The 25,818-nt window shown below is 61.2% G+C and carries 25 protein-coding genes and 2 tRNA genes; 11 read left to right on the forward strand and 16 right to left on the reverse strand.

The window, feature by feature from the left end:
* Nucleotides 1-69: 69 nt before the first annotated feature.
* From NSJP_RS00845 to xerD, 8 genes are all read right to left on the reverse strand, one after another.
* Entirely contained in the window at nucleotides 70-828 is a 759-nt protein-coding gene (locus NSJP_RS00845; RefSeq protein ID WP_080885056.1) for an OmpA family protein, read from the reverse strand.
* A 62-nt stretch (nucleotides 829-890) separates the two neighbouring features.
* The gene (gene tolB, locus NSJP_RS00850) at nucleotides 891-2,234 is read right to left on the reverse strand and encodes a Tol-Pal system beta propeller repeat protein TolB (RefSeq protein ID WP_080885057.1); all 1,344 of its coding nucleotides are present in this window, start codon (nucleotides 2,232-2,234) and stop codon (nucleotides 891-893) included.
* Nucleotides 2,231-3,337 carry an energy transducer TonB gene (locus tag NSJP_RS00855; RefSeq protein ID WP_080885058.1) on the reverse strand — a complete coding sequence of 369 codons (1,107 nt, stop codon included), beginning with the start codon at nucleotides 3,335-3,337 and terminating at the stop codon, nucleotides 2,231-2,233. The genes tolB and NSJP_RS00855 overlap by 4 nt, the downstream gene beginning before the upstream one ends.
* Before the next feature lie 20 nt (nucleotides 3,338-3,357).
* Nucleotides 3,358-3,807 (reverse strand): ExbD/TolR family protein, encoded by a 450-nt coding sequence (locus NSJP_RS00860; RefSeq protein ID WP_080885059.1) that lies wholly within the window; start codon nucleotides 3,805-3,807, stop codon nucleotides 3,358-3,360.
* Nucleotides 3,807-4,505: a MotA/TolQ/ExbB proton channel family protein gene (locus NSJP_RS00865; RefSeq protein ID WP_080885060.1), complete on the reverse strand. Its 699-nt coding sequence runs from the start codon at nucleotides 4,503-4,505 to the stop codon at nucleotides 3,807-3,809. Before NSJP_RS00865 ends, NSJP_RS00860 begins: the two co-directional genes overlap by 1 nt.
* 179 nt (nucleotides 4,506-4,684) lie before the next feature.
* Nucleotides 4,685-4,762 (reverse strand) — tRNA-Asp (locus tag NSJP_RS00870).
* A gap of 120 nt (nucleotides 4,763-4,882) precedes the next feature.
* Nucleotides 4,883-4,958 (reverse strand) — tRNA-Val (locus tag NSJP_RS00875).
* Between the two features lie 116 nt (nucleotides 4,959-5,074).
* Nucleotides 5,075-6,001 (reverse strand): site-specific tyrosine recombinase XerD, encoded by a 927-nt coding sequence (gene xerD / locus NSJP_RS00880; protein WP_197685453.1) that lies wholly within the window; start codon nucleotides 5,999-6,001, stop codon nucleotides 5,075-5,077.
* A 112-nt stretch (nucleotides 6,002-6,113) separates the two neighbouring features.
* Between xerD and NSJP_RS00885 the strand changes: the two genes are divergently transcribed.
* Genes NSJP_RS00885 through NSJP_RS00900 form a run of 4 tightly spaced genes read left to right on the forward strand, consistent with a single transcriptional unit; the run spans nucleotide 6,114 to nucleotide 10,289 of the window.
* Nucleotides 6,114-8,147: a penicillin-binding protein activator gene (locus tag NSJP_RS00885; protein WP_172834064.1), complete on the forward strand. Its 2,034-nt coding sequence runs from the start codon at nucleotides 6,114-6,116 to the stop codon at nucleotides 8,145-8,147.
* 43 nt (nucleotides 8,148-8,190) lie between these two features.
* Entirely contained in the window at nucleotides 8,191-8,937 is a 747-nt protein-coding gene (locus tag NSJP_RS00890) for a site-2 protease family protein (protein WP_080885063.1), read from the forward strand.
* Nucleotides 8,934-9,920 carry a tryptophan--tRNA ligase gene (gene trpS, locus NSJP_RS00895; protein ID WP_080885064.1) on the forward strand — a complete coding sequence of 329 codons (987 nt, stop codon included), beginning with the start codon at nucleotides 8,934-8,936 and terminating at the stop codon, nucleotides 9,918-9,920. Before NSJP_RS00890 ends, trpS begins: the two co-directional genes overlap by 4 nt.
* Nucleotides 9,921-9,926: 6 nt before the next feature.
* Nucleotides 9,927-10,289 carry a hypothetical protein gene (locus NSJP_RS00900; RefSeq protein ID WP_080885065.1) on the forward strand — a complete coding sequence of 121 codons (363 nt, stop codon included), beginning with the start codon at nucleotides 9,927-9,929 and terminating at the stop codon, nucleotides 10,287-10,289.
* Between the two features lie 3 nt (nucleotides 10,290-10,292).
* Here NSJP_RS00900 and NSJP_RS00905 read toward each other — a convergent pair whose 3' ends face one another.
* Together NSJP_RS00905 and NSJP_RS00910 are read right to left on the reverse strand one after the other, a co-directional pair.
* Nucleotides 10,293-10,790, reverse strand: a complete 498-nt coding sequence (locus NSJP_RS00905; protein WP_080885066.1) for a bifunctional nuclease family protein — start codon at nucleotides 10,788-10,790, stop codon at nucleotides 10,293-10,295.
* A 142-nt stretch (nucleotides 10,791-10,932) separates the two neighbouring features.
* Nucleotides 10,933-11,571, reverse strand: a complete 639-nt coding sequence (locus tag NSJP_RS00910; RefSeq protein WP_080885067.1) for an MBL fold metallo-hydrolase — start codon at nucleotides 11,569-11,571, stop codon at nucleotides 10,933-10,935.
* A gap of 155 nt (nucleotides 11,572-11,726) precedes the next feature.
* Here NSJP_RS00910 and NSJP_RS00915 point away from each other — a divergent pair, with 155 nt between their 5' ends.
* The 4 genes from NSJP_RS00915 (at nucleotide 11,727) to NSJP_RS19085 (ending at nucleotide 14,478) form a co-directional block, all read left to right on the forward strand.
* Nucleotides 11,727-12,458 carry a hypothetical protein gene (locus tag NSJP_RS00915; RefSeq protein WP_080885068.1) on the forward strand — a complete coding sequence of 244 codons (732 nt, stop codon included), beginning with the start codon at nucleotides 11,727-11,729 and terminating at the stop codon, nucleotides 12,456-12,458.
* Nucleotides 12,458-13,363, forward strand: a complete 906-nt coding sequence (locus NSJP_RS00920) for a formylglycine-generating enzyme family protein (RefSeq protein WP_080885069.1) — start codon at nucleotides 12,458-12,460, stop codon at nucleotides 13,361-13,363. Before NSJP_RS00915 ends, NSJP_RS00920 begins: the two co-directional genes overlap by 1 nt.
* A gap of 80 nt (nucleotides 13,364-13,443) precedes the next feature.
* On the forward strand, nucleotides 13,444-14,115 hold the full coding sequence (locus NSJP_RS00925; RefSeq protein WP_080885070.1) for an NlpC/P60 family protein: 672 nt from the start codon (nucleotides 13,444-13,446) through the stop codon (nucleotides 14,113-14,115).
* A gap of 198 nt (nucleotides 14,116-14,313) precedes the next feature.
* The gene (locus NSJP_RS19085) at nucleotides 14,314-14,478 is read left to right on the forward strand and encodes a hypothetical protein (protein WP_155969739.1); all 165 of its coding nucleotides are present in this window, start codon (nucleotides 14,314-14,316) and stop codon (nucleotides 14,476-14,478) included.
* Between the two features lie 61 nt (nucleotides 14,479-14,539).
* Here NSJP_RS19085 and NSJP_RS00930 read toward each other — a convergent pair whose 3' ends face one another.
* Nucleotides 14,540-14,869, reverse strand: a complete 330-nt coding sequence (locus NSJP_RS00930; RefSeq protein ID WP_172834065.1) for a PilZ domain-containing protein — start codon at nucleotides 14,867-14,869, stop codon at nucleotides 14,540-14,542.
* On the opposite strand from NSJP_RS00930, the gene NSJP_RS00935 reads away from it, so the two are divergent.
* Together NSJP_RS00935 and NSJP_RS00940 are read left to right on the forward strand one after the other, a co-directional pair.
* Complete coding sequence (locus NSJP_RS00935; protein WP_231989455.1) at nucleotides 14,868-15,461, forward strand: hypothetical protein; 594 nt, start codon at nucleotides 14,868-14,870, stop codon at nucleotides 15,459-15,461. The two genes, NSJP_RS00930 and NSJP_RS00935, sit on opposite strands and share 2 nt — an antisense overlap.
* Before the next feature lie 129 nt (nucleotides 15,462-15,590).
* A complete protein-coding gene (locus NSJP_RS00940) occupies nucleotides 15,591-16,022 on the forward strand; it encodes a hypothetical protein (RefSeq protein WP_080885073.1) in 432 nt (143 codons plus the stop codon).
* Between the two features lie 27 nt (nucleotides 16,023-16,049).
* On the opposite strand, the gene NSJP_RS00945 is transcribed toward NSJP_RS00940, so the two are convergent.
* The 5 genes from NSJP_RS00945 to gltB form a co-directional block, all read right to left on the reverse strand.
* Nucleotides 16,050-16,355, reverse strand: a complete 306-nt coding sequence (locus tag NSJP_RS00945) for a hypothetical protein (protein WP_080885074.1) — start codon at nucleotides 16,353-16,355, stop codon at nucleotides 16,050-16,052.
* A 69-nt stretch (nucleotides 16,356-16,424) separates the two neighbouring features.
* The gene (locus NSJP_RS00950; protein WP_080885075.1) at nucleotides 16,425-17,579 is read right to left on the reverse strand and encodes a hypothetical protein; all 1,155 of its coding nucleotides are present in this window, start codon (nucleotides 17,577-17,579) and stop codon (nucleotides 16,425-16,427) included.
* Nucleotides 17,580-17,590: 11 nt separating this feature from the next.
* Entirely contained in the window at nucleotides 17,591-18,031 is a 441-nt protein-coding gene (locus NSJP_RS00955) for a DUF5069 domain-containing protein (RefSeq protein ID WP_080885076.1), read from the reverse strand.
* A 565-nt stretch (nucleotides 18,032-18,596) separates the two neighbouring features.
* Complete coding sequence (locus NSJP_RS00960; RefSeq protein ID WP_080885077.1) at nucleotides 18,597-20,030, reverse strand: glutamate synthase subunit beta; 1,434 nt, start codon at nucleotides 20,028-20,030, stop codon at nucleotides 18,597-18,599.
* Nucleotides 20,030-24,547: a glutamate synthase large subunit gene (gene gltB / locus NSJP_RS00965; protein WP_080888472.1), complete on the reverse strand. Its 4,518-nt coding sequence runs from the start codon at nucleotides 24,545-24,547 to the stop codon at nucleotides 20,030-20,032. The genes NSJP_RS00960 and gltB overlap by 1 nt, the downstream gene beginning before the upstream one ends.
* Before the next feature lie 219 nt (nucleotides 24,548-24,766).
* Between gltB and NSJP_RS00970 the strand changes: the two genes are divergently transcribed.
* A complete protein-coding gene (locus tag NSJP_RS00970; RefSeq protein WP_197685454.1) occupies nucleotides 24,767-25,771 on the forward strand; it encodes a polyprenyl synthetase family protein in 1,005 nt (334 codons plus the stop codon).
* The last annotated feature ends 47 nt before the right edge of the window (nucleotides 25,772-25,818 follow it).

Here is a 25,818-nt window from a genome sequence, read left to right on the forward strand (position 1 = left end):
TGTGACGATCCCCTCTTCGATTCGTCCGTCTCCGGTCGGCGCGAAGATCCTGCTCGGCGGGGCACAGAACTACTTTCCTGTTCGGACCACCAGGTGACCGCGTCGGTTCTGTTGGTAGCACGCTTCCGCATGGTCGTTGCAGAACGGCCGCTCCTTGCCGTAGGAGACGACCGACAACCGGTTGGCGCCGATGCCCAGTTCCACCAGATAATTCCGCACCGCTTTGGCCCGCTTCTCTCCCAACACCAGGTTGTACGCGGCGGTTCCACGCTCATCGCAATGGCCTTCCACCTTGAGCATCGCGCCCGGGTTGGATTTCAGCCAATCGGCATCGCGGCCGAGCGATTGGCGGCCTTCTTCCGAAATCGTCCAGCTATCATAACCGAAAAAGACGTCCCGCAGACCCGCCGCCGCGGACGCGGCCTGTTCCGCCCTGATCTCGTCAAGCTGATGTCCCGCACTTTCCGACGGATCCGCCTTGGCCAGCAACGTCCCGCTGCCCGGCCCGCCCTGGCTACCTTGGCCGCCCGGCCCGTTGCCCGAACTGCCGCCAGGACCGCCGCCAAGACGTTCTTCCGACGGATTTTTATCCAACCCCTTCAGCCCCCCGCTCCCCGATTGCATGCTCGTATCGGGAAAACTTCCCACTCCCGATTTCATGCTGCTGGAGGAGCCGGAACCGGTTCCGGCCGCCCCGCTCTTTGCCGCGCTCTGCTGTGCGGTTTGGTCTCCCGCCGACTGAACGCCCTTCTTCGCGCAACCGGCCGGGCCGACCAGCATCGCGATCGCGAGTAAGGCGATGGGAAATCTCTTAGACATCGTACGCATGGGTGCAGTCTCCTCTTTGAAAGTTGGTGTCACCTATAAGCCGCCGAAGTTCCGGACGATCCTCAGGACGCAGGCGACCAGGACGGCGCACTGTTATGTGTCCCTTCGAACGTCAGGCGCTCCAAGTTCTTGCCGTCCGAATCGATCATGTAGATGTGGCTCTTCCCGTCCGCCGACGAACTGAAAACCAAATGCCGGCCGTCCGGGGACCAGGAAGGCGAGTCGTCCACCCCGGGCCCTGTAGTCAATTGCATGCGCTTCTGCCCGTCAGGAGTAATGACGCACAGCTTATATTCCTTTCGGGGTGTTCGGCAAACATACGCGATCCAATTGCCCCTCGGCGACCAAGCTGGGGCGGCATTGTAATCCCCTTCGAACGTCAACCGCCGCACATTGGATCCGTCGGCGCTCATGAGGAACACTTGGGGTCCGCCTCCACGATCCGAGACAAAAGCAAGTTCCCTACCAGTAGGCGACCACGAGGGAGACAGGTCTCCCGAAGGGTTCACCGTCAAACGCTGGTTAATTTTGGTCCTGGTATCCAGACGATAGATCTCGGAATTGCCTTCATGACTGGACGCAAACGCCAGGAAATTTCCGTCGGGCGATAGAGCCGGGGTGATATTCAGCCCTCCCTGGGAGAAAATCGTCCATCGCTTGCCGGTCGCCAACTCGATCATGTCGATATCCTGGGTGTTGCGGTCCCGATAGGCCGTGAAGACAAGGAACCGGCGATCGGGCGACCATCGCGGCATCAAATTGAGAAAACCGTCCGCCGTCAATTGACGGGCATCGTAACCGTCATAGTCCATCACGTACAGCTCGCGCGCGGCTCCCTGTGCCGACACGTAGGCAATCTTCGTTCTGGCGATTCCCGGCTCGCCCGTATAACGGAAGACCAGTTCGTCCGCAAATCGATGGGCCATCAATCGGACCACGGAGGGTGAGCCGGCGTAGCGTTTTCCACCCACGACCTCGTCGCTGCCGCTGTCGTAGACGAACCCTTCCATGTTGACGTCCGCGTCCTTCTCCCCGTCCTTCTGCGCCGCTTTGCCCCAGACGAGCACCGAGACTCCGTTCTCGGCCGCCTGCTTGAAGACCGCCGCGGATGCGCTGCCCGTGCCGTTTCCCACGTCGCGAGCCTTGATGCCCAAACTGGGAAGATCCACCAATTCGAAGATCAGCGAGCGCTTCACGTCCTTTTTCAGGACCTCTTCCAACCGTCCGCCGAGCCACTCGGGACCGCCTCCGTTGTGGATTCCCAGTATGCCCAGCGAAATTTTCTGAAAGTCGGGCCGTGTCGCCTCCAAGAAGACGTCGGCTGCTCCCGATTCCAATATCCCCACGGCACCGGCCGCGAGAATCAGCACGGCCAGCGTCGCGCCGGCCAGTTTCATGACAATCATCCCAGTGCCTCTCCTACGCGAAACACCATCTCCACGTCCTGATAGGCCTCGGTCATTTCCGAAGGAAACGGAGGAAAAGCACGGGGCTTTTGCACGGCCCGCTGCCCCGCCATATCAAAATAGTCGTTTCCGGACGAATGCTCGATGCCGATGTCCTTGACCGTGCCGTTGCGGTAAAAACGGAACTTCACCACGACGCTGTACGTGCTGCCGGTGGCGTCAACGGGAGGCGGCTCCCAGTTGCTCTTGATAATGGCTTCCACTCTTGCCCAAAACGGATTGGTGCCGGACGCCCCGGACGCTTTCAGCATCGTCTGCGGCGCGACCTTGGCCACCGGCACGGAGGCTTCCTGCGGCGGAGGCGTCACCTTGACCGGGACCTCCTTGGGTGTCTCCAATTTGGCGGCCGGCTGGAAGTGTTTCACCTTTTTCAGTTCTTCCTCCAGTTCCCGGTTCTGATCCTCGCTCAGCGACGTCTGCGGCGTCTGTTGGTGCGCTTTCACGACCCGGTCCGGCATGGTGTCGGGTATGCGGGGCAAATCCGGAAGCTTCACTTTGGGGATCGGGGCCTGAGGCTGCGGCTGCGCAACCGCCTTGGCCGGAGTCAATTCGCCAAGTTTCGGTGCATCCGGGGGCAGTTGAAGATCCCGCAAAATATCCTTGGCGATGCTTTGGCGAACCGGGGCCGCGACCGGCGCGGGCGGAGTCGGTGCAGGAATCGGCGAGACTGGGACAGCGGGAGCGGGCGGTGCCGGATTCGGTGCGACGGAGGCGCGGGGGGCCGGCGGGACGGGTACGGGAGCCGGCGCGACCTGCTTGACGGGCGGAGCCGGCGCACGGCGCGGCTCCGATGGTTTCGGCTGGACGACGGGCTTTGAGGCTTCCACCTGCTGAACCGGAGCCGGCACGCTGACCAGCGACACTTCCATCGAGGACAACGGACGCTCCCCGTGTTGCGGAAGACGAAGCCCTGCCACGACGAGCAGGAGGACGACATGCAGGACGAACGAGGCCGCCAGCGCGCGCTTCAGCTTCAAAAAAAGCTTGTCCTGCTCCTCGGCGTCAAACCATTGAACAGGATGGACGTGCGCTTGAGCCGACATACGACCCGGTGAACTCCTGGCTAATTCTTGCGCGGTGGTTGTCCCGACGTGACGGTCTCCGTCACGCGCTCGGGACCCGTCGGATCCGTGACCATCCCGATCTTCTCGATACCCGCCTTCTTCACGCCATCCATGACCTGAACGACCACTCCGTACGGCACGTCGCGGTCGGCCCGCAAATACAGCGATACGTCGGGATGATCCCGTTTCAACGCCTTCAGTTTTTGCTCCAACTGCGCCACCCCGACCGCGTCCTTGTCGAGATAGAGCCGCTGGTCCTTTTCGATGGTCAGGACCTTCCGCATCTCAGGCTTGATGGTGTTCGTGGCGGACGTCGGCAACTTGATGTCCATGCCGCGATACAGCATCGGCGCCGTGACCATGAAGATCACGAGCAGGACCAAGACGACGTCGACCAGCGGGATCACGTTGATCTCCGCCATGAAGCGCCGCTGCCGGGATTCGAACATCACCGCTGGGCCCCCACGGGGACCGGTGCGGACTTCGGAGCGGGAGAAGGCACCGCACCCAGCAGCTCGATCGCCACGGTGTCGAGGCGGAACGCCGTCCGCCTGATGCGTGTCAGAAAATAGTTGTAGGCGATGACTGCGGGAATCGCGGTGAATAAACCGGCCGCGGTCGCGACGAGGGCCTCCGACACTCCCGGGGCCACTGCGGCGATGCTGGCGGTTCCTTGCGATCCGATTTCACGAAACGCGTCGATGATGCCCATGACGGTTCCCAGCAATCCGACGAACGGAGTGATGTTGCCGGTCGTCGCCAGAAACGGCAGCGCCGATTCGAGCTTGGACAGCTGGCTTTGAGACAAATGTGCGGCGCTGCGCTCGACCAGGTGCCGGTCGATGGGCGCGGACCCATCCTGGCCCTCTGCGCGCGCACCGGCCAAGCGATCCATCACCCCTTCGAAGACGGCCGCCGACGGGCTGGCCGGCAAATGGCGAACCTGGCGGTACAGTTCGTTCAAGTCATGAGACTTGGCCAGAAGATTCATGAACTGCTTGTCTCCCCGATCCGCAGAGCGAAAGGCCCGCCACTTCGCGAAGATGATGGCCCATGAGATCACGGAGAACACGAACAACAGCAACAGGACGACTTTGGAGACCGTCCCGAGCGTACCGACCGCCCCTGTCAATCCCGCTTGAAACATGTGCCTATACCTTTCCCGGACCGCGGCCTGTTTGCCAACACACGTATGGATTGTAGTCGTTGCCGGGGATCACTCGGAGGCCGGAGACGTTCGACCGCGAGACATGCGCCGGACCGAACCCAACGGAATAGCCTGTCGCAGGCACGTCCTCCTCAACACACACAGGCTGACTCGAAAAATGGCGGGGCCGACGGGATTTGAACCCGCGACCTCCAGATTGACAATCTGGCGTCCTAACCAGGCTGAACGACGGCCCCACGTGACTCTACTGATGGCGGAAGATCTGGCTGACAAGACTATGTGTAGCGGCTGGTCCAATCGACAATTTTTATAACGCTGTCGTACGTGTCATGTCTCACCTGCAACCGCCCTATTGTTGGTAGGCGGAACAGGGATCGAACCTGTGACCTCTGCCTTGTAAGGGCAGCGCTCTCCCAACTGAGCTATCCGCCCGATTTTTCTAAGTAAGCTGGCGGATGCTACCAAGTCCGTCTACTCTTGTCAACCATATCGCGCACTCTTCTTGCAGTCCTTTTTTTGAAGTACAGTCGAAAATTCCTGCAGCCGAATCACCGCGCGCGTCGAGGGAAATATCGTGTATGGACGGCTTTCAGTCGTTCCCGTTCCACGTGCGTATAGATCTGCGTGGTGGCGATATTCGCGTGCCCCAGAAACGCTTGAACGGCCCGCAGGTCCGCGCCCCCTTCCAGCAAGTGCGTGGCGAAGGAGTGCCGGAGCACGTGAGGCGAGACGGCATGCTGAATACCCGCCCGCCTCGCCCGGAGCTTCAGCATTTTCCAGAACCCCTGCCGGCTCATCGCTCCCCCGCGCCTCGACACGAACAGGTGCCGGGACCTGCGCGTCTTGAGCAATTGCGGGCGCACATCATCCACATATTGCTGCAGCAGCCGGCGCGCCGTCTCTCCCATCGGCACCAACCGTTGTTTCGATCCCTTGCCGGTGACCCGCAGGCATCCGACCGCCAAGTCGACCTGCGCCGCTTCGACTTTCACCAATTCCGTCACGCGAAGTCCGGTGGCATACAGCACCTCGGTCATCGTTCGGTCGCGCGCATCTTCCAGACTGGGCTGCGGAGGCAGATCGAGCAGTGCCGTCACCTCGTCCCGCGAGAGCGTTCGCGGCAAGCGCAGCCCCGGACGGCCCACGGCGACCCCTGCGGCGGGATCGTGTTCGATCAACTGCTCCACCCGAAGAAACCGGAGCCAACCCCGTACCGCCGAGAGACAACGAGCCGACGAAGGAGAGGAGAGCTTGGCTGCCCGGAGTACCGCCAGGAATTTCCGCAGACTCGCGGACGTCACCCGTTCCAACGCCGGGACGCCCTCGCGCGCGAGGTACGATTGAAACTTCGCCAGATCGCGCCGGTAGGACTCGATGGTATTGCGCGCCAATCCACCCTCGATCCGAAGATGATTCAGATATCGTTCCACCAACGGATCGGTCGCCATGACGTTCATGACGTTGATGATAGCCAATGGTCGAAACTTTTGACAGGGGAGCCGACAGCGGACAACCTTGACACCCCTCAGGGTTTCCGATAGTACTCAACTTTTACCGAAATCAGTTCCTTGTAGTCCGCGACCGACCGTGACTCTCCGACTTCTTCACACGTGGCTCCGCTCCCGCGTCGAAACGTTCGTCGCATCCGAGGACGGAGTGCGCCGGCTGTTCTGCTGCACCGCGGCACTGGCGAGCCTGCTGCTCGTGTCCACGTCGGCGCTTCCGGCGCCGGCCGGGAAAGCGCCTGCCGGGAAGACGGACGCGGCGAAGACCGAGGCCGGCAAGAACGCACCGGCCAATCATCCCACGCTGAACCAGGCCAAGCGACTGATCGATCAAGGACAAGCCGAAGAAGCCGTCACGCTGCTCCGTCGATTCCTTGCCACCACGCCCAAGCCCGACCTTCTCGACGACACGTATCTCTTGCTTGCCGCCGCATTGTACGGCTCACAGCAATACCCCGAGAGTCTCAGGTACCTGCAGCAATTGCAGACGGAATTTCCCAATTCCGAAGTGAGCGACCGGGGGAAGTTGCTGCTGGCCCGAACTCACGCGGCCATGGGAAATCCCGACCTGGCGTTTCCCATCCTGACGGGAGTCCGCACCCTCACGCAGGACGAAACCGCGAAACGCGAGGCGGTCCATATCAGCGGAGAGCTGTATCTCCAGAAGAAGGAGTATTCCCGCGCCATCCAGGCCTGGCTGGAGCAGATCGCGCTGAGCACGAACGACCAGGCGGACGAAATCCGCGGCCAGATCCGTACCGTGATCAACGAGTCGTTCGATAAGAAGGCGCTGGAACGAATCCGGGAGGCGTACCCCAGGAGTTTTCCTGGCGACCTGGCATCGATCCGGCTGATCGAATTGTATCTCAGCCGCGGGGAAGAGCATCAGGCCGCCAGGCAGATACAGCAGTTCCTCGCGAATTTTCCCGTCCATCCCTACGCGGCCAAGGCCACCGACCTGCTCGCGTCGCTGCAGACCAAACTGAAATCGAATCAGTTCTTGATCGCCACGGTGCTTCCGCTTTCCGGCAAACTGGCCCCGTTCTCGAACGACGTCCTGAGCGGGATCGAACTCGCGATGGCGTCGTACGGCGGGCACGCCGGGGGGCCGTCGGTGGGGTTGCTGGTCAAGGATCCCGAGGCGGAGCACGGCTCGTTCATCGACGACCTCGGCGCGATGCTGGCGAACGATCGGCCCATCGCGGTCATCGGTCCCCTCTTGTCGAAAAACCTTCCCGTCATGGCGGAATTGGCGGAACGCGCGCACATTCCGCTGCTGACTCCGACGGCCACGCTTCCGAACGTCCGTCGTCTCGGCGGCTATACCTTCAGCACGGCGCTGACCTATCAACTGCAGGCCAAGCGCATCGCGGCCTATGCGGTGGGCGAGCAGGGATTCCGCCGCTTCTGCATCCTGCATCCCGACACGGCCTACGGGCGTGAACTGGCCCGCTGGTTCGCCCAGGAGATTCACTCGCACGACGGCGAGATCATCGCCATCGAATCATACAAGGAAGGCGAGAGCGACCTCAGCCCTCAACTCAAACGGATGAAGGCCGAAGACCTCAAAAAATACGGCCTCTCGGTCCCCGTGGATCAGACAAAGCTCGGCGGGAAGTCCACGAAGATGGACAAGAAAGTCCTCTATACCCCGGGGTTCGACGCGATCTATATTCCAGGGCGGGCGGCGGACGTGGGCCTGATCGCCGCGCAATTGAATTTTCACGACATGAAGGTTCCGTTTCTCGGCAGCAACGGATGGAACGTGCCGGATTTCGCCCGGACCGCCGATCAATCGATCGACGGGTCCGTGTTCGTGGACGGCTTTTTCGTCGACAGTCCCAATCCGAACGTTCAGGAGTTCGTCGAGCAATACAAGAAAAGGTTTCAAACCGTCCCCACCCTCTTCGCCATGCAGGGATACGACGCCGCTCGGTTCGTACTCGAAGCCGTCAGAAAGGGCGCCGCCTCCGGCGAGGCGGTGAAGGATTTCCTGGTGTCGCAGCCGGATCTCCCCGCACTGGGCGGACCGGCCGCCTTTTTGGCCGACGGTTCGCTCAATCGACCGCTCTTTCTCATTCAAGTCAAGCGCGGTCGTTTCGTCCAGGTAGATTAGACGGACGGGCTGGTATAACGCATACGGACGGCGACTGATCGACATGAACGGCATCGGCCACATTCTCTATCAGATTTCGTACATGGGACTTCCCTTGTTGTTTGCCATGGTCCTGCACGAGTACGCGCACGGATGGATGGCCGACAAGTGCGGAGATCCGACCGCCAAACTCCAGGGACGGCTCACCTTGAATCCGCTGGCGCACATCGATCCGTTTGGAACGATCCTCATGCCGTTGCTCTGTCTGATGCTGCCCGGAGGCTTTCTGCTCGGATGGGCCAAGCCGGTACCGATCGATCCCAGAAACATGAGCCGCCCTCGTAGAGACATGGCCCTCGTGGCGGCGGCGGGGCCGGGAATGAACCTCGCACTGGCCGTCGTCAGCGCGCTGGCGCTTACCGCGATTTTGACCCTGGATCCCGGGCTTTCCATCCGCGGCGAATCCCGGGGCGCCGACGCTCCCGACGCGGGAGCCGGCTCGATGTTTCTCCTGCCCATCGCCGTCATGGCATTCTATTCGGTGCTCATCAACGTGTTTCTGGGCCTGTTCAATTTGATTCCGATCCCCCCGCTCGACGGGGGACGCATTCTCGTCAGCCTGCTTCCGCCCCAGCCCGCCATGGCGCTGGCGCGCCTCGAGCCGTACGGCATGTTGATTCTGGTCGGCCTGCTGGTGTTCGATAAGGAGCTCCGCGTCATCCATACGATTTCGAGCGTCTTCGCCACGGGCCTTTCGGGAACGTTGCTCTCGACTGCTCTGGGCCTCAGCACAGGAGGATCCGCTCAATGACCGGCAGGAAACGGGTGCTCAGCGGCATGCAGCCGAGCGGATTGTTGCACTTGGGGAATTACCTCGGCGCGCTGGAAAACTGGAAAGCGCTGCAAGATCAGCATGAGTGTTACTTCTTCGTCGCCGACTGGCACGCCCTCTCGTCCAACTATGCGGACACCAGCCGGATCCGGGAATTCGTGCGCGAACTATTGATCGATTGGCTGGCGGTCGGCATCGATCCGGTCCGCTCCACGGTCTTCGTCCAGTCCCGAATCCCCGAGCACGCCGTGCTGCATCTCCTCTTCTCGATGATCATTCCGGTGTCCTGGCTCGAACGAAATCCGACCTACAAGGAGAAACAGGAAGAAATCAAAGAGAAGGATCTCAGCACCTACGGCTTTCTCGGCTACCCGGTCCTTCAGGCCGCCGACATCCTCCTGTACAAGCCGGACTTCGTGCCGGTCGGCAAGGACCAGCTCCCGCACCTGGAACTGACCCGGGAATTGGCCAGGCGATTCAATAGTCTCTACCGTCCCGTGTTCCCGGAACCGATGGAACTCCTGACCAAGTTTCCCAAAGTCCTGGGCACCGACGGCAGAAAGATGAGCAAGAGCTACGGCAACACCATCAATCTCTCCGACACCGAACCGGTCGTGCGCCAGAAATTAAAGACGATGATGACCGATCCGGCCCGCGTCCGGCGCCATGATCCGGGCAATCCCGATGTGTGCCCGGTCTTTGACTTCCACAAAATTTTCTCACCCCTTCCGGTCATCGAGCAGATCAACCGGGAGTGCCGCACGGCGGCGATCGGCTGCATCGATTGCAAGAAACTCGTCGCCGACCGGCTGGTCGAACGGATGACGCCGATCTGGGAGGCCCGTACCGCCCTCACAAAAGACCCATCCCGCCTCGAGGAGATCGTCGAAGAAGGGAGCCGCAAGGCCGGAGAGGTCGCCAAGGCCACCCTGCACGACGTCACCGAGGCCATGCGGATCTAGTCCGCCATGCCTTCGCCCAGGCCGCCATTCCAGACACTCCATACTGTCGCGCGGTTTTCGTCGCGACGCCGGACCGTTCGAATCATCGCCCTGATTGGTCTGCTGAGCTGCGTCGCCCGCAGCGTCGAGGCGGCCGATCCACCGTGCGATCGATATCCGCCGGCCAAGCAAGCCCGCTGCGCCGACATTTGGAAGGGACTGAATCGGGAGGACGGGCCGGCCATCGCGCAATTCGGCTTGGAACAGCAACGGCGCCGGGAGGCGGGGCAGCTAACGGCGGAGCAACATCTCGCTCAAAACATGGAGTTTATCAAGCGCTCGACCGAGCGGCGGTTGGAACGGCTCAAGGAGCGGATGGCGAACGAGTAGCCGTCACAAGTCTTCGCGCTTCGGGGCTTCCACCGTTCGACCGGCCGAATCGAGCAACTCCCGGCTGACGATGATCGGCGCGTTGAAGTGAATGGCGAGCGCGATCGAATCCGACGAGCGGCTGTCGAACACCTTCGTATCCCCTCTGACGGCCACCGTCAGCGCCCCGTAGTACGTGCCGTCCTTCAGGGTGATGATCGTCTGGGTGACCGTTCCACCGTAGGACTCGAGGATCGTATGCATCAGGTCATGCGTCAGGGGACGGGAAAGTTTTTCATGATTAAGCGCGCCCTGAATCGACAAGGCTACGGTCAGATCGACGAAGATCGGAATCGCCTTTCCTTCCGCCTGCAACAGGACGACCGGTCCGTGATCGGACAGGCGCACCTTCACGTCGGCAATCTTGACCGGCTCGGAGGATTTCGACGAGGCCTCTTCCGCAAGAGCGATAGACCAGCCGGCGCCTGCCAATAAGAGGGTGAACAGAATACTTCTGATCATTGGACACCTCCTCCAGTCGAACCTCCTCACTCGCCATCACATCCGTCGGCCCGAAATCTCTTGTGCTGCCCTCCCCAGGCGGATCACCAGCCATCCGAATGTGGCCCGCCCGGACCCGGCATTCGACCTCCCTGTCGCGTCGTCACTCGCGGATAAACTGGTTGGACTGTTTTTCCCAGCCGATTTCGGTTTCCGCTCCGTGTCCGGTCACCACGACCGTCCCGTCCTCCAGCGTGTACAGCCGCTCCCGAATCGACCGTTCGATGGTGTCGAAGTCCCCACCCCACAGATCCGTTCGCCCGATGCTGCCGCGGAACAATGTGTCGCCGGCCAGGACGAGTTTCTGACCCGGGAGATGAAAACTCATGGATCCCGGCGTATGACCGGGCGTATGGAGGGCCACTGCCGTCTCGGAACCGAATGCGATCTTCTCCTCGTCCTGCAGCCAATGGTCCGGCGGCGGAACGGGTACATAGGGAACGCCGAACATCCGGCATTGCACGTCGAGCATGGTCCATAACTCACGATCCGCCGGGTGCAGGCAGAGCGCGGCGCCTGTCGCCTTCTTGATCTCGCCGGAGGCGAGGAAATGATCGAAGTGCGCGTGCGTGTGGAGAACCACGGCGACCGACAGACCCAGCTGGCGGACCTCGCTCAGGATGCGTTCATGGGCGCCACCCGGATCGACGACGATAGCCTGCCGTGAGACGGGATCTCCCAGGATCGAGCAATTGCATCCGAGAGGCGGCACGGAAAACGTTTTGCGGATGAAATCGGCCATGGCGCGGTCTGCTCCAACTCTCTTCTTCCTCTCGGTTGAGGATAGCCTGCGCAATACCGGAGGGTCAAACGGCGACGATTCGAGAATCCTCATGGACAAGTGCCGATGAAGCATGGATAATCGCCCCCAAGAAGCACGGGAAGGAGTACCGAGTGATGCGCGACCGCCCTCTCGTTCGTCGGACGCTGATGATGCTCCTCACCGTCGGCCTCGTGACGCTGTCCGGCTGCAAGCCGGACGATTCGCCGCTTCGGGCGGACAACGATCAACTCAAGAAGCAACTGGCCAGGCAGGAATCTCTCGTGTCGTCATTGCAGGACGGCAACAAGGTGATGCAGCAGCAGATCGATCTGCTCAATCAGGAGCTTCGTGACGCCAAGAAAGCCGCCGACAGTGCGAAATCCGAAGCCAGGGCGGCGGCCGACCAACTGGACACGCAATTGATCCAGGCCAGAAAACTGACGGCGGACATCAAACGGACGGCCGTCGAGCAGGCCGCGCAGAGCATCCATGTAGACACGAAGGGCTCGCAAATGGATGACACGCCGCATCCCTTGAGCACCGTCGCGAAAACCGTGGAGGACGCCTTGGGCCGAAACGGCTATCAGGTCAAGGTCAGCGTCAGAACGGAACAGAAGGCCGTCTACGTGACGGAACGCAAAGTCTCCAATCCCGTGTCGCTGGAAGTGGCCGGCTTCCGCAACCAATACGTCGTATCGCTTCAGGCTCAGCCGACCAACCTGACCCGCCTGACCGTCAAGGCCGATTTCGAGAAACTGGCCCAAGGCGGGCGAATCCTGAGCGTCAGCGCCGACGAAACCGCCGAGATCGAACGGCGGCTCATCGGCGAGATCAGCAAGGCCCTGGCCGCGCCAAGCAAAACGTAATGCCTTCTTTCCGGCTCGTCTGCTTCACAGTCGCCCTGGCGCTGTGCACGCTTCCCGTCTCGGCCGCGAAACACGGCCCCTCTGCGGAACTCTCCCGGCATCTCGCCGCGATTGCGGCGCTGGCCGTTCCGTCGCCGACGGTCGTGATTCCGGCAGGTCAGTTTCTGCTCGGCAGCAAGCGGATCGACGACGACCCCTACGGGCTCTGGACTCAATTCGACGATACGGAGCTTCCCCAGCAGCGCGTATGGCTCGATGCCTACGCCATGGATCGGGACGAGGTGAGCCTGGGCGAATATCTCCTTTTTTTGCAGCATCGCAAACAAAGTCCCTCCGAAGAGTTGCAGAAATTGATCTGGCACGTCATCACCGTCCATTCCATTTCGGACCATACGTTGAGCCGCTGGCCTGCGCTCTACGTCACGTGGTACGAAGCCAGTGATTGGTGCGCCTCCAAGGGAAAGCGGCTGCCGACGGAAGCGGAATGGGAAAAAAGCGCGCGCGGCGAAGACGGCAACCTGTTCCCCTGGGGATCACAGCCGCCCGACGGCCGGCTTGCGATGTTCGATCAGCATCACGTTCACGAGATTCCCATTCTCGCGCCGGTCGATTCCCTGGACAGCGGTCGCAGCCCGTACGGCATTCACCATTCAGCCGGAAACGTCGCCGAATGGGTGCAGGATTGGTTCGGCTTCGATTACTACGCCTACATGCCGGAGCGCAATCCTCCCGGCCCCACGAGCGGGCGCTACAAGAGCGTCCGGGGCGGCTCATGGAAGAGCAGGGCGATCATGCTCCGTACCGCGACGCGAGGAGGAGCGCCGCCGGGCAATCGCTCACCCACCGTCGGATTTCGCTGCGCGGCCGCGGTTGAGCCACCCGGACACTCGCCCAACGAAAAGTAACGCTCCGCTTGGCGATTCGCGGTCGCCGTGATAGCCTGACCTCCAAGTCGGCGCGGATCCGCCGCGTCGGCTCTCTCCCTATGCGACGCAAAATCTTCATCGGCGGCTTCATCGTCGCCATTACGCTGGTCGGCTGCTCTTCCATGCAACGGGAGCGGGGCGGTCCCGCGCCCGCGACGACTCAAGATTGTTGCCGCTCGGCAGACGTGGCCCCCAGCCGATCGGCCATCGTCCGGAGCGCCGCCAAGCTCGTCGGCGCGCGCACCGTCGAAGTGAACGGCCATCGAATCCATTATGACTGCGCCGGTGTCACGCGGGCCGTGTTTCTCGAGCACGGCATCGATCTCTACGAAAGCCGGACGACCGACCGGCACGCCAATGGAGTCCGCCTCATTTATAACCACATCCGGGAGTACGGCAGACTGCACCAGGGACCGGCGGTCAGACCCGGGGACCTCGTCTTCTTCGACAATACCTGGGACTCCAACAGCGACGGGAAAATGAACGATCCGCTCACGCACGTGGGCATCGTCGAGCGTCAGGACCGCGACGGCACCATCGTCTTCATCAGCCGGGTCGCGGGAGCCGTGGAGCGCTATCGCATGAACCTCGGCTTGCCGCACGTCCACCGCGCCGCGGACGGGAAAATTCTCAACGATCACCTGAGGCGAAAGGATACCGGGACCGCGGACCAGACCGGATATCTGACCGGCGAACTGTTCGCCGGATTCGGCACGAGAACCGGACTGTAGCCCGTCGCGGGACCCGCGTTCGGCAGGCCCGAATCCGGTACACGGCCGTCCACGCATCGCCCCTGTTCCCCACCCACGTGGGATCGTCCCCGGCGTCTTGCGGACTGTGCGCTATACTTAGGCCATGCGCGCGGCGCTCATTCGCGCCTGCGTAAGACACGGACACGGTGTTCCGGTAGCTCAACCGAAGGAGAGACCATGGCCAAAACTGCGACCTATTGCAGCGACTGCTATAACAAGGTTGGACGGACGGAAGATGCGCAGATCCAGGCGGCCGAGAAATCGGGTCAGATTCCGATGACAGGCCAGGGGACCTGCTGCAAATGCAGCAAAGCCACCGTCGTTGTGTTCTACGAAAACTAAGGGAAGGCTGTCGAGTCTTTAGCGACGCGAGAACGCAGCCGGCAGCCTGTTTCACAGCCTGCTACGCGTGTCCGCTGCCTTCCGCTTCCTCAAAATCGCCGAGGAGTTCCTCCAACTCGTCGAGTTCCTTCTGATCGACGCGTTGAAATTCGACGCCAAACTGGTTCGGCTCGACCCATCGGACCAAGGCCTCCGGAATCGAGACCGGTTCTTCAACCCCGGGAATCATCAACCGGATCACGATCACCTTTCCCGGATAGACCTCCAAGCCGCTTTCAATCTTCGCCCCGCCGAGCGACAGATCGACGGTCGTGCCCTCGACCTCGTGTGAGTTGCCGCACAGCAACCCATTGATCTGAGCCGGGACCCGTCGATGCCTTCTGCGTTCCATGCGACCCGCCTCCTCGCTGCCGGACGGCGACATCGGAACCGCCCCCGCCGGAAAAGACAGCGGCAGCATACGCGCTTCCAGCCGGCAAATCATCAAGGCCGGGTCGGCACGCCACCGCCACCGGGCCTGCGGAATTTTCAGGGCCTGCTACACTTGGAACATGGCTCTTTCATCCCAATCGACCGCCCTCGTTCCGGTCGATCCCCGCAGGCGCATGCTTCTAATGGTCCGCGAACAGCTGATGAGCCTTCACGGCGCGCTGATCGTTGCCGAACAATCCTCGTACGAAGGCGTCATCGGCCCCGTCGGGTCGGTCGAAACACTTCTGGACTTGCTGCAATGCAATCCCTGGTTCACCTGGCTGCATCCCTTTTCCGATCTGCTCGTGCGGCTCGACCACCTGCTCGACGACGACACGTTTGAAATCAGCGAGGACAACCTGGCCCACCTGCTCGGCGAACTCGAAGGGCTGCTTCGGCCGTCGATCGCGGGGGACGGCTTCGCCCGGGCCTACTTCGAAGCGTTGCAGCGAAACTCCGACGTCGTCCTCGCCCATTTTCGCCTCAAGCGCCTGCTCCCGGACGCGGCGTAATCCCCACCGGAGCTTTGCCGACCGCACAAACCGCCGTCTCCCTTCCCTGCTCTTCGTCCGACCAGTCGAACCCGTCGCTTTTCTCCTCGAATGCCCAGCATTTTTTCTCTGACCTGTTAGAATAGATCCATGGCCCTGTCGTCGCATCACCGTACGCTGCCTCCGACGATAATCCATCGACAAGCCCTGCTCGACCTCCGACGCGGATTATTGGGACTTCACAAGGCGCTGATCATCGCGGAGCAATTGACCTATGAGCGAATCAACGGCCGCGTCGCTTCGACCGGGCAACTGCTGCAGCTGGTCTTGAACGACCCCTGGTTTACCTGGTTGCATCCCCTCTCCCAGTTGGTCATCCGCGTGGACGAATTACTCGACGCCGACAGTGACTTGACGTCGGCCGAAGTGGACGAACTCGTTTTGGAAGTCCGCAGGTTGATCCGGCCGTCCGAAGAAGGCGACGGATTCGAACGAAGTTACTATGAAGCGCTTCAACGGGCTCCCGACGTCATCTTCGCGCACGTCGAAGTGAAAAAGCTCCTCACCAAGGCCGCCGCCTAGCGTCCATGTGATTTCGTCCCGTCAGTTTTAAATCACTTGCGTGCAGGGCCACGCGAAGACGCGAAGCGCCGGCTTCTTCCACCCCGGATGCTTCGCCGCCTCCTCACACCAAGCCAGGACCGAGTTCGTCACACGCGTCACGTGATCGTCGTCGAGCGACACCAGAATGACGGTGTTCGTTCCCGGGAAGAACGACAGCCCATCGGCGGGACCGGTCTGACCGTAACCGATCGTCTGGTTGACTTCGGTGAAAGCCCGCACGTCGCACTTGTGAAGCAGCTCATGCACCCGTTCTTTGAGCGAGGAACGAAAGACCACCATCAGCATCTGCATAGCACGTCCTCCGAATGGGCCGTCGATCCCGGCAGGTGAGTTCGAGAAACGCGAGGGATCATAATGGCTTCAAACCGGAGAATCAACGCGATGGAGGGCCGATATTGCCGACTCCGCCGACCCTGAATGCTGCGACCACCAGTGAATCACGACCAAACATTCCAATCCGAACGGCAGATATCCCGCATAGCCGAGCAGCGGCATCTCAAATACTTGGAATCGGTGTACGAAGGGCACGGTATACTGCCACTTTGCCAAGCTGCCCCAATTCCATAGTTCCCACCATATCCCGCAGACCAACGCCGCGAGTCCGTAGAGCCACGGCAACCGCCAATCGCCCTGCATGATCGGCGAGAGAATCGTCGATTCGCCGTAGACCGCTTGCAGTGAAACAGCCAATAGTAAGGGCGCGATCCAGACCAACGCGAATAGACTGTCCGGCCACAGCCCGATACACAGCAGACCAGCGCAGGACACTGCCAGTCCGGACCAGGCAAGAGCGCCTGTATGTCGGACCGGAATCGCCCAGAATCGATCCAGGCCGGCGGTTAGACATGGAAACGACGCCAGCAGCCCTGCCGTGCAGGCAACGGCCGGAAGCACGGTTGAGAAAGACACGGTGCCGCGCAGTACATAGCTGAGCGGCGACAGTTCATCAATCCCGACGTAATACCAGTTCTGGACGAATCGGTTGAGGTACTCGAAGAGCCACCAGAATCCGGCGCTGAGGGGAAACAACGCAAGAAGGAAGCGGGGACGGTTCAGGAGAAGACAGCGACCGGTTCTGAACACGGTCCATGCGTTGACCGTGACGACATAACCGAGCCAGAGCGGGGTAAACGTGTGTTCTTGGATCGACGTCATCCACGCGAACCTCGTCCAGGCCAGCAGCCACCACGTGATGGTCCATGCGATGCCTGCCCATCCCCACCAAGGAACATGGCGATGCTGAGTTCCGAGTGCTGAATCGTGAGTTGCGCGAGTCGCGTGCCGAAAACGGGAGTGTGACGTGAGGACTTGATACAGGATCGGGCCGACCGTCAGTCCGATTGACAGCCCCACGGCGAGAAACGCCATCCAGGAAAACGGCGCATGCACCGCGAGAATAGTGCGAGGAGGAAACTCAAGATACGGCCACAGCGGTTTGCCGGCAAGCCAGACCCCCAGCAACGGCAGACCGAGCAGCAACGCCATCACGACCGGGATCACGCCGGCTCTGCCCATCCGGATCGCCTTTACATTCGTTCCTCATCGAGTTCGATGACATCCGCCCAGGTAGACACGGGCGGAAGCGCGCTGACCGCCACACCCCGCTTCGCGGCGACCTCCTTCAACCGGTTCTGAAACCGCTGGCGGGCTGGATCATCTTTGGGCGCTGAAGTCAGTAGTCCCCGACTCCACTGAACGACTTCGTCCTGCGTCAGATCTTTTTTCCCGTGCGCGGCAACCCAGGCCAGCAACTCATCGTCTGTCCCGCCTGCCAGTGTCCGCTGTTCGAACGCCTTGGCGTCGATACCCAGAAAGTCGATCAGGTACTTATCGAACCCGACCGTGATGTAATTGTAGTCTTGAATGAGCCCGGCGTTGCGGAGACGGATCTTGTCGATAAACCGCCCGAGATGGGCGATGCCGCCGAGAAGAGACTTCGGACTGCGGGGATACCGGCCTTGCGTCATCGTGAAGTGCCTCCGTTGGTGAAACCAGCGGCACGATACAGAACGACGACGAGGCCTGTCGAGGGCCGAATGTACCTACTCAACTGGTACACTTCGACTGTGTCATGTCCAAGACTGTGCAACAGACAGGACGACTCGCCGGCCTGCTTCCTGGACTCCCTGACTCCCGGAAGGACCAGCACAAATAGGACATTTAAGCCTGAAACCAATGAAACGAACTTTTTTTGCGTAGCAGCGTAATTCGCGCCTTTGATTCTCTGGAATTGCAAGTTTTACTAATTTCGTTATGCTGCTCTTCAGCATGGGGTCACCCTGTTCTCTGTTGTACGGCTAACGCCAGCCCGCGCGTTCCTTGCGCGTCCGGATTCAGCACATGGTTAGCCGAGCCTACTTATCCGAGCCCGGAAGAGACTGGAGAGCACATCTGACCACTCAGGCTTGTTCAAGCCAAATTCGAGGAAGGCTTCCGGAATCGAAAACTATAGGACGAAATTCCGCTCGAACACACCCGGGTTCCGGGTACGTTTAGGATGTGAGCCCGCGAGAATGCAGTTGGAGGTCGTTTTCAGCGGCCAGTTTTTGCAGACTTTCCAGCCTGCAAAAACCTATCGATCCCCGCCGCCATCTTGCGGCCCTCGGCGATCGCCCACACGATGAGCGAGGCGCCGCGCTTGGTGTCGCCACCGGCAAAGACGCCGTCGAGGTTGGTCATGAAGTTGTCGTCCGTCGTTACCGCGCCGCGCTGGTCGTATGCCACACCGAGGCTGTCGAGCAGCCCGTTCTTGACCGGGCCGGTGAACCCCATGGCCAGCAGGACCAGATCCGCGTCCATCTCGAACTCGGTGTTCGGCATGGGAACGAATTTCCCGCCTTCGAATTTCACACGATGGCCATGCAGTTTGGTGATGTGTCCGTTGTGCCCGGTGAATTTCGTGGTCGAGACGCTCCACTGCCGGTTGCAGCCCTCTTCGTGCGCATGCGACGTCCGCAGCTGCATCGGCCAGAGCGGCCAGGGCGTGGAACTCGCCCGCTGCGGCGGCGGCTCCGACAACAGTTCGAATTGATGCGCTTCAACGCAGCCCTGGCGATGCGCGGTGCCCAGGCAATCCGAACCCGTGTCGCCACCTCCGATGATGACCACCCGCTTGCCCTTGGCCGTGATCGGCTCGTCGGAAACCGCGATGCCGGCCGTCCGCTTGTTCTGCTGCGTCAGATATTCCATAGCCAGGTGAACACCCTTGAGTTCGCGGCCGGGGATCGGCAACTCGCGCGCCTGCTCGGCTCCCATCGTGAGTCCCACCGCGTCGAACTGCTTGCGCAGTTGCTCGCCCGTGATGTCCTTGCCGACGGTGACGCCCGTCTTGAACTCCACTCCTTCGGCTTTCATCTGCTCCAGCCGGCGGTCGATGACCCACTTTTCCATCTTGAAATCCGGAATGCCGTACCGGAGCAACCCGCCGATGCGGTCGGCCTTTTCGAACAAGGTCACGCTGTGGCCCGCGCGAGCCAGCTGCTGCGCCGCCGCGAGTCCTGCCGGGCCGGAGCCGACGATCGCCACGGTCTTGCCGGTTTTCACCACCGGGAGGATCGGAGCCACTAAACCTTCGTTGAAGCCGCGATCGATGATGTTCCACTCGATGACGCGGATGGACACCGGATCTTCGTTGATGCCGAGCACGCAGGCTCCCTCGCAGGGAGCCGGACAGAGACGACCGGTGAATTCCGGGAAATTATTCGTGGTGTGCAGGGCCTTGAGCGCGTCCTTCCAACGGCCGCGGTACACCAAATCGTTCCATTCGGGAATGAGGTTCACGACGGGACAGCCGGTACCACCCTGGCAAAACGGCACGCCGCAATCCATGCAGCGCGCGCCCTGGATCTTGAGCTTGTCCTCGGGGATAGGCTCGTACATCTCCTTCCAATCGAGCACGCGCAGCTCGATCGGCTTCCGCTTCGGCCCCTCGCGGGCATATTTCATGAAACCCTTCGGGTCACCCATCAATGCACCGCGCTCGCCTTGCGTTTCCGTTCTTCCAAGACCCGTTTGTAATCGACCGGCATCACCTTCACAAATTTTGGCAGCATGGCCTCGAACGCATCGAGCACTTGCTTGGCTTTGCGGCTACCTGTGTACATGAAGTGCTTGGTGATCAGGTCGTGAAGCAGCTGTTTGTCCTCCTTCGTCGAAACCGGTTCCAATTCAACCATGCCGGTGTTGCAGCGGCTCTGGAACTTGCCGAGATCGTCGAGCACGAACGCGGTGCCGCCCGACATGCCCGCGGCGAAATTTCTGCCGGTTCGTCCGAGCACGACCACGACGCCGCCCGTCATGTATTCACACCCGTGATCGCCGGTTCCTTCGACGACCGCACGCGCCCCGCTGTTCCTGACCGCAAACCGCTCGCCCGCCATGCCGTAGAAGTAGGCTTCGCCCTGGGTCGCGCCATAGAGGGAGGTGTTGCCGATGAGGATGGTCTCCTCCGGGGTGAACAACACGTTCTTGGGAGGAAACACGATGATCTTGCCGCCGGACAACCCCTTGCCGATGTAGTCGTTGGACTCGCCTTCCAATGTCAGCGTCACGCCACGCGCCAAGAACGCGCCGAACGATTGTCCCGCCGACCCGATGAACTTGATCGAGATGGTGTCTTCCGGCAGGCCTTCCAACCCGTACTTTTTTGCAATCTTGCTCGACAGCACCGTGCCGGTCGTGCGGTTCACGTTCTTGATCGGCAGCTCGATCGTCACCTTCTCGCCTTTGTCGATCGCCGGCTTGCACAACTCCACCAGCTTGTTGTCGAGAATGTCGGCCAGCCCGTGATCCTGTTTCTGCACGCAGTATCGCGGCACGTCCGGGCCCACGTCCGGCATCGTCAGCAACGGGGTGAGGTCCAGCCCCTTTGCCTTCCAGTGGTCAATGGCCTTCGTGATCTTGAGTTTGTCCACCCGTCCGACCATTTCGTTGACGGTCCGGAACCCGAGCTTGGCCATGAGTTGCCGGGCCTCTTCCGCGACGAAGAACAGATAGTTGACGATGTGCTCCGGCTTGCCGCTGAACTTCTTTCGCAGTTCGGGGTCCTGCGTCGCGATCCCGACCGGGCAGGTGTTCAGATGGCACTTGCGCATCATGATACAGCCTTCGACGATCAACGGCGCCGTCGCGAACCCGTACTCCTCCGCGCCGAGCAGCGTGGCGATCACGACGTCGCGGCCCGTTTTCAGCTGACCGTCTGTTTCGACCTTGATGCGGCCGCGCAGATCGTTGAGCACCAACGTCTGATGCGTTTCGGCCAAGCCCAACTCCCAGGGGATGCCGCCGTACTTGATCGACGACAGCGGTGACGCACCGGTGCCGCCCGAATCGCCGCTGATCAGCACCTTGTCCGCATGCGCTTTGGACACGCCCGCCGCGACCGTCCCCACCCCGACTTCCGCGACGAGTTTCACCGACACGCCGGCGTCCGGATTGGAGTTCTTCAGGTCGAAGATCAGCTGGGCCAGATCCTCGATCGAGTAGATGTCGTGATGCGGCGGCGGAGAAATCAGCTGCACGCCCGGCGTCGCGTACCGGAACTTCGCGATATTCTCGTCGACTTTGTGGCCCGGCAGCTGGCCGCCTTCGCCGGGTTTCGCACCCTGCGCCATCTTGATCTGCAACTCGCGGGCGTTGGCCAGATAATGGGCCGTCACGCCGAACCGCGCCGAGGCGACCTGCTTGATATAGCTGTTCTTGGAATCTCCGTTCGGCAGCGGCGTGAAGCGTTCGGGATCCTCGCCGCCCTCGCCGGTGTTGCTCTTGCCGCCGAGCCGGTTCATGGCGATCGCCAGCGTCTCGTGGGCCTCCTTGCTGATCGACCCGAACGACATGGCGCCCGTGTTGAAACGCTTGACGATGTCTTTGGCCGACTCGACTTCCTCGATCGGAATCGGGGCTTGCGCGAATTTGAAATCCAACAGCCCGCGCAAGTTCGACCGCCGCTTGCTTTCGTCGTTCACCAATTGGGCGAACTCGGCATAGGTCTTCGCGTCGTTGGCGCGGCTGGCATGCTGCAGCTTGTAGATCGTCTCCGGATTCCAGTTGTGATGCTCGCCCTGGATGCGGTAGTGAATCTCCCCGCCGAAATCGAGCTGCCTGATGGCGGCCGGCTCATAGGCCACGCGGTGCCGGCGCAACGTCTCCTCGCCGATCTCACGGATGCCGACCCCTTCCACCCGCGACGGGGTACCGGTGAAGTAGCGGTCGATCAGTTCGTGATTCAGTCCGATGGCTTCGAAGATCTGCGCGCCGCAGTAGGACTGCACCGTCGAGATGCCCATCTTGGAGAAGATCTTGAGCAGGCCCTTGTTGATGGCCTTGATGAATTTGCCTTCCGCCGTCTGGGCATCGAGCCCTTCCGGCAGATAGTTGTCCCGCTCCATGTCCACCAGCGTCTCGAAAACGAGGTACGGATTGATCGTCCCGGCGCCGTAGCCGATCAAACAGGCGAATTGATGGACGTCGCGCGGCTCGCCGGTTTCGAGGATCAATCCCACTTCCGTTCTGGTACATTCCCGCACCAGATGATGGTGCACGGCCGAGATGCCGAGCAGGCTCGGGATCGGCGCCCATTCGTCATTGACGCCGCGATCGCTGAGAATCAGGAATTTATGGCCGTCCTTGATCGCCTGTGAGGCGTCGCGGCACAACTCGTCGACCGCGGCGCCGAGCCCGTCCGGGCCTTCAGCCACCCGGAACAGCATGCGAAGCGTCTTGCTCTTGAAGTTCGGATCCGAGATGCCCCTGATCTTCTGCAGATCGGCGTTCGTCAGAATCGGCTGCTGCACCTTGATGCGGCGGCAGGACTCGGGCGATTCATCCATGAGGTTGGGCTTCGGCCCGATGTTGGTCACCAGCGACATCACGAGCTGCTCGCGGATCGGATCGATGGGCGGATTCGTCACCTGCGCGAAGAGCTGTTTGAAATACTTGAAGAGCAGTTGCGGACGGTCCGACAGCACCGCAAGCGGCGTGTCCGTGCCCATGGACGAGATCGCCTCTTCGCCGGTCACGATCATCGGGGTGATGACCATTTTGAGCTCTTCCACCGTATAACCGAAGGCCTGCTGGCGCTGGCGGATCGTCGGATGGTCGGGCTGCGGGACGTTCAACGGCTCCGGCAATTCATCGAGCGAAACCCCGTACTGCGTCACCCAGCTGCGATAGGGTTTGCGGCCGACGATGTCCGCCTTGATTTCTTCGTCGTCGATGATACGGCCCTTCGCCGTGTCGACGAGGAACATGCGGCCCGGCATGAGCCGGCCCTTCATGCGGATGTCTTTGGGGTCGGCCGGAAGGACGCCGGCCTCGGAAGCCAGGACGACGATGCCGTCCGTCGTCACGTGGTAGCGGCAGGGCCTCAATCCGTTGCGGTCCAGCGTCGCGCCGATCATCTTGCCGTCGGTGAAACAGACCGCGGCCGGCCCGTCCCAAGGTTCCATCATCGCCGCGTGGTACTGATAAAATCCGCGCCGGTCGAGATCCATCTGGGAGTTGGCCACCCACGGCTCCGGAATCAGCATCATCATCGTGTGCGGCAAGGAGCGTCCACCCAGGAGCAGAAACTCGAGCGCGTTGTCGAGACAGGCGGAATCGCTTTGGTTCTCCGAGACGATCGGGAACAGTTTCTCCATGTCCTTGCCGAACAGCTCGGAATGGAGGCGCCCTTGCCGCGCTTTCATCCAGTTGACGTTGCCCTTCAGCGTGTTGATTTCGCCGTTGTGGCACACATAGCGATAGGGATGGGCGAGCGGCCAGGTCGGGAACGTGTTCGTGCTGAACCGGGAGTGGACCAGGGCCAGCGCGCTGACCATACGCTCATCGTTGAGGTCCTGATAGTAGGCCGCCATCTGATGCGGCAGCAGCAAACCCTTATAGACGATGGTGTTCGCCGAGAGACTCGGCACGTAAAAATATTCCCGTCCCTGAATCGCCGATTCCTTGATGGCTTTCTCGACCCGCTTTCGGATGACGTACAGCTTGCGCTCGAACTGCGCCTCGTTGAGCACGTCGCGGGCAATGAAGACCTGGCGCATGAAGGGCTCGGTCTTCCGCGCCTGTACGCCGATGGCGTCGCTCTTCACCACCACGTCGCGCCAGCCGAGCAACCGCGCCCCTTCCTCCTTCACGATCTCGGCAAAGAGTCCTTCGCACTGGCGGCGGGAATCGGCGGTCGGCGGCAGGAACAACTGCCCCACGCCGTACTCGCCGGCTCCGGGAATCTTCACGCCGGCGTCTCCCGCGGCGCGCACCAGGAACTCGTGCGGCACTTGAAGCAGAATCCCCGCGCCGTCTCCGGTGCACGGGTCGCAGCCCTGCGCGCCGCGATGGGTCAGGTTTTCCAGTACCTGAAGTCCCTTGCGGACGATCTCGTGCGACTTCTGTCCTTTGATGTTGACGACGAAGCCGACGCCGCACGAATCTTTTTCGTGTTGAGGGTCGTAGAGCCCTTGCTTCGGTGGAAGCCCTGGGAGTTCCATCATCCTATCTCGTGAGAAAGGCAGGTTTTTTCCTGCTGGACGGAGGCCATGCCGAGAGGAACCTGGGACGTGGGAATCCCGTTTGTCCTGAAGCGATGTCCGTTCTAAATTGTGATTCACAATAATGGAAGGGTTATTCTTCTGTCAAGCCGACGAGAGGTGCGGTTTTGCGGGCGGTTCGCTTGACTTTGTTTCCTTCTCTGCCCTACCATCCGCCGCATGCCACAGGGTCCCGTGATCTCATCCATTCAGACCATGGCGGATGTCTGGGACGCGTACCGTCGCGAGCTGGAGGGGGTCGAAGACCAGGTCCGCAAGAACCTGGACTCCAGCGTCACCCTCGTCAATACGGTCGCCGCCCATATCCTGAACAGCGGGGGCAAGCGGATCAGGCCGCTCCTGTTGCTGCTCAGCGCGCAGCTCTGCGGTTATGCCGGCCGGGACCACCATCAGCTCGGCAGTCTTGTGGAATTCATTCATACGGCCACCTTGCTGCACGACGACGTCGTGGACGATGCGGACCTCCGCAGGGGCCGGAGAACAGCCCGTAAAGTCTGGGGAAATCAGATCAGCATTCTGGTCGGAGACTATCTCTACTCCAAGGCTATGTGCCAGGTGGTCGAGTTCCGGAGTCAGGGCATCAACGAAGTGCTGGCGGAAGCTTGCAAGAAAATGGCGGAAGGTGAAGTCCTGCAGCTCTATTACAACGGGAACCCGGCCATGCCGGAAGCGGACTATCTCAAAGTCGTGGAACACAAGACCGCCGGGTTGATCGCGGCAGCCTGCCGGATGGGCGCCATCCTGGCCGACGCATCGGAACCGCAACAGGACGCCCTGTTCCGCTTCGGGCAATACCTCGGCATCGCGTTTCAGGTGGCCGACGACACGCTGGATTACACCGCAAACGGCGACTCTCTGGGCAAGACGCTCGGCCAGGACCTTCGCCAAGGCAAAGCGACCCTCCCGCTGCTGCATCTGCTGCAACATTGCTCGGAAAGCGACCGGCAGATGATCAAGGACCGGATGGAAACCCGTACGCTGAACGACGACGACCTGACCCGCCTTCTCCATCTCATGGAGGACTACGGGTCCATCACGTATGCACTGGACCGGGCGCAGGATTATATCGCCGCGGCCAAACGGGATCTCAGTTCGTTCGAAGACAGTCCAGCCAAACGAGCCCTTTCGGTGGCTGCTGACTACATGGTAACCCGCGACCGGTAACCGTTTTTCCGCACGTGTTCCATCGCCTGTACGGGTGGAACGGGCAA

The sequence above is a fragment of the Nitrospira japonica genome, from assembly GCF_900169565.1.
Taxonomy (GTDB): Bacteria; Nitrospirota; Nitrospiria; order Nitrospirales; family Nitrospiraceae; genus Nitrospira_C; species Nitrospira_C japonica_A.

What these genes read in the sequence shown, in the direction of transcription:
- NSJP_RS00915 (WP_080885068.1), top strand. Translation starts at nt 11,727, where the DNA reads ATGCGCGACCGCCCTCTCGTTCGTCGGACGCTGATGATGCTCCTCACC.
- NSJP_RS00910 (WP_080885067.1), bottom strand. Translation starts at nt 11,571, where the DNA reads ATGGCCGATTTCATCCGCAAAACGTTTTCCGTGCCGCCTCTCGGATGC.
- NSJP_RS00865 (WP_080885060.1), bottom strand. Translation starts at nt 4,505, where the DNA reads ATGTTTCAAGCGGGATTGACAGGGGCGGTCGGTACGCTCGGGACGGTC.
- NSJP_RS00855 (WP_080885058.1), bottom strand. Translation starts at nt 3,337, where the DNA reads ATGTCGGCTCAAGCGCACGTCCATCCTGTTCAATGGTTTGACGCCGAG.
- NSJP_RS00900 (WP_080885065.1), top strand. Translation starts at nt 9,927, where the DNA reads ATGCCTTCGCCCAGGCCGCCATTCCAGACACTCCATACTGTCGCGCGG.
- NSJP_RS00960 (WP_080885077.1), bottom strand. Translation starts at nt 20,030, where the DNA reads ATGGGTGACCCGAAGGGTTTCATGAAATATGCCCGCGAGGGGCCGAAG.
- NSJP_RS00930 (WP_172834065.1), bottom strand. Translation starts at nt 14,869, where the DNA reads ATGGAACGCAGAAGGCATCGACGGGTCCCGGCTCAGATCAATGGGTTG.
- NSJP_RS00950 (WP_080885075.1), bottom strand. Translation starts at nt 17,579, where the DNA reads ATGGGCAGAGCCGGCGTGATCCCGGTCGTGATGGCGTTGCTGCTCGGT.
- NSJP_RS00890 (WP_080885063.1), top strand. Translation starts at nt 8,191, where the DNA reads ATGAACGGCATCGGCCACATTCTCTATCAGATTTCGTACATGGGACTT.
- NSJP_RS00935 (WP_231989455.1), top strand. Translation starts at nt 14,868, where the DNA reads ATGCGACCCGCCTCCTCGCTGCCGGACGGCGACATCGGAACCGCCCCC.
- NSJP_RS00905 (WP_080885066.1), bottom strand. Translation starts at nt 10,790, where the DNA reads ATGATCAGAAGTATTCTGTTCACCCTCTTATTGGCAGGCGCCGGCTGG.
- NSJP_RS00945 (WP_080885074.1), bottom strand. Translation starts at nt 16,355, where the DNA reads ATGCAGATGCTGATGGTGGTCTTTCGTTCCTCGCTCAAAGAACGGGTG.
- NSJP_RS19085 (WP_155969739.1), top strand. Translation starts at nt 14,314, where the DNA reads ATGGCCAAAACTGCGACCTATTGCAGCGACTGCTATAACAAGGTTGGA.
- NSJP_RS00940 (WP_080885073.1), top strand. Translation starts at nt 15,591, where the DNA reads ATGGCCCTGTCGTCGCATCACCGTACGCTGCCTCCGACGATAATCCAT.
- tolB (WP_080885057.1), bottom strand. Translation starts at nt 2,234, where the DNA reads ATGATTGTCATGAAACTGGCCGGCGCGACGCTGGCCGTGCTGATTCTC.
- NSJP_RS00845 (WP_080885056.1), bottom strand. Translation starts at nt 828, where the DNA reads ATGCGTACGATGTCTAAGAGATTTCCCATCGCCTTACTCGCGATCGCG.
- NSJP_RS00860 (WP_080885059.1), bottom strand. Translation starts at nt 3,807, where the DNA reads ATGTTCGAATCCCGGCAGCGGCGCTTCATGGCGGAGATCAACGTGATC.
- trpS (WP_080885064.1), top strand. Translation starts at nt 8,934, where the DNA reads ATGACCGGCAGGAAACGGGTGCTCAGCGGCATGCAGCCGAGCGGATTG.
- NSJP_RS00955 (WP_080885076.1), bottom strand. Translation starts at nt 18,031, where the DNA reads ATGACGCAAGGCCGGTATCCCCGCAGTCCGAAGTCTCTTCTCGGCGGC.
- NSJP_RS00925 (WP_080885070.1), top strand. Translation starts at nt 13,444, where the DNA reads ATGCGACGCAAAATCTTCATCGGCGGCTTCATCGTCGCCATTACGCTG.
- gltB (WP_080888472.1), bottom strand. Translation starts at nt 24,547, where the DNA reads ATGGAACTCCCAGGGCTTCCACCGAAGCAAGGGCTCTACGACCCTCAA.
- NSJP_RS00970 (WP_197685454.1), top strand. Translation starts at nt 24,767, where the DNA reads ATGCCACAGGGTCCCGTGATCTCATCCATTCAGACCATGGCGGATGTC.
- NSJP_RS00920 (WP_080885069.1), top strand. Translation starts at nt 12,458, where the DNA reads ATGCCTTCTTTCCGGCTCGTCTGCTTCACAGTCGCCCTGGCGCTGTGC.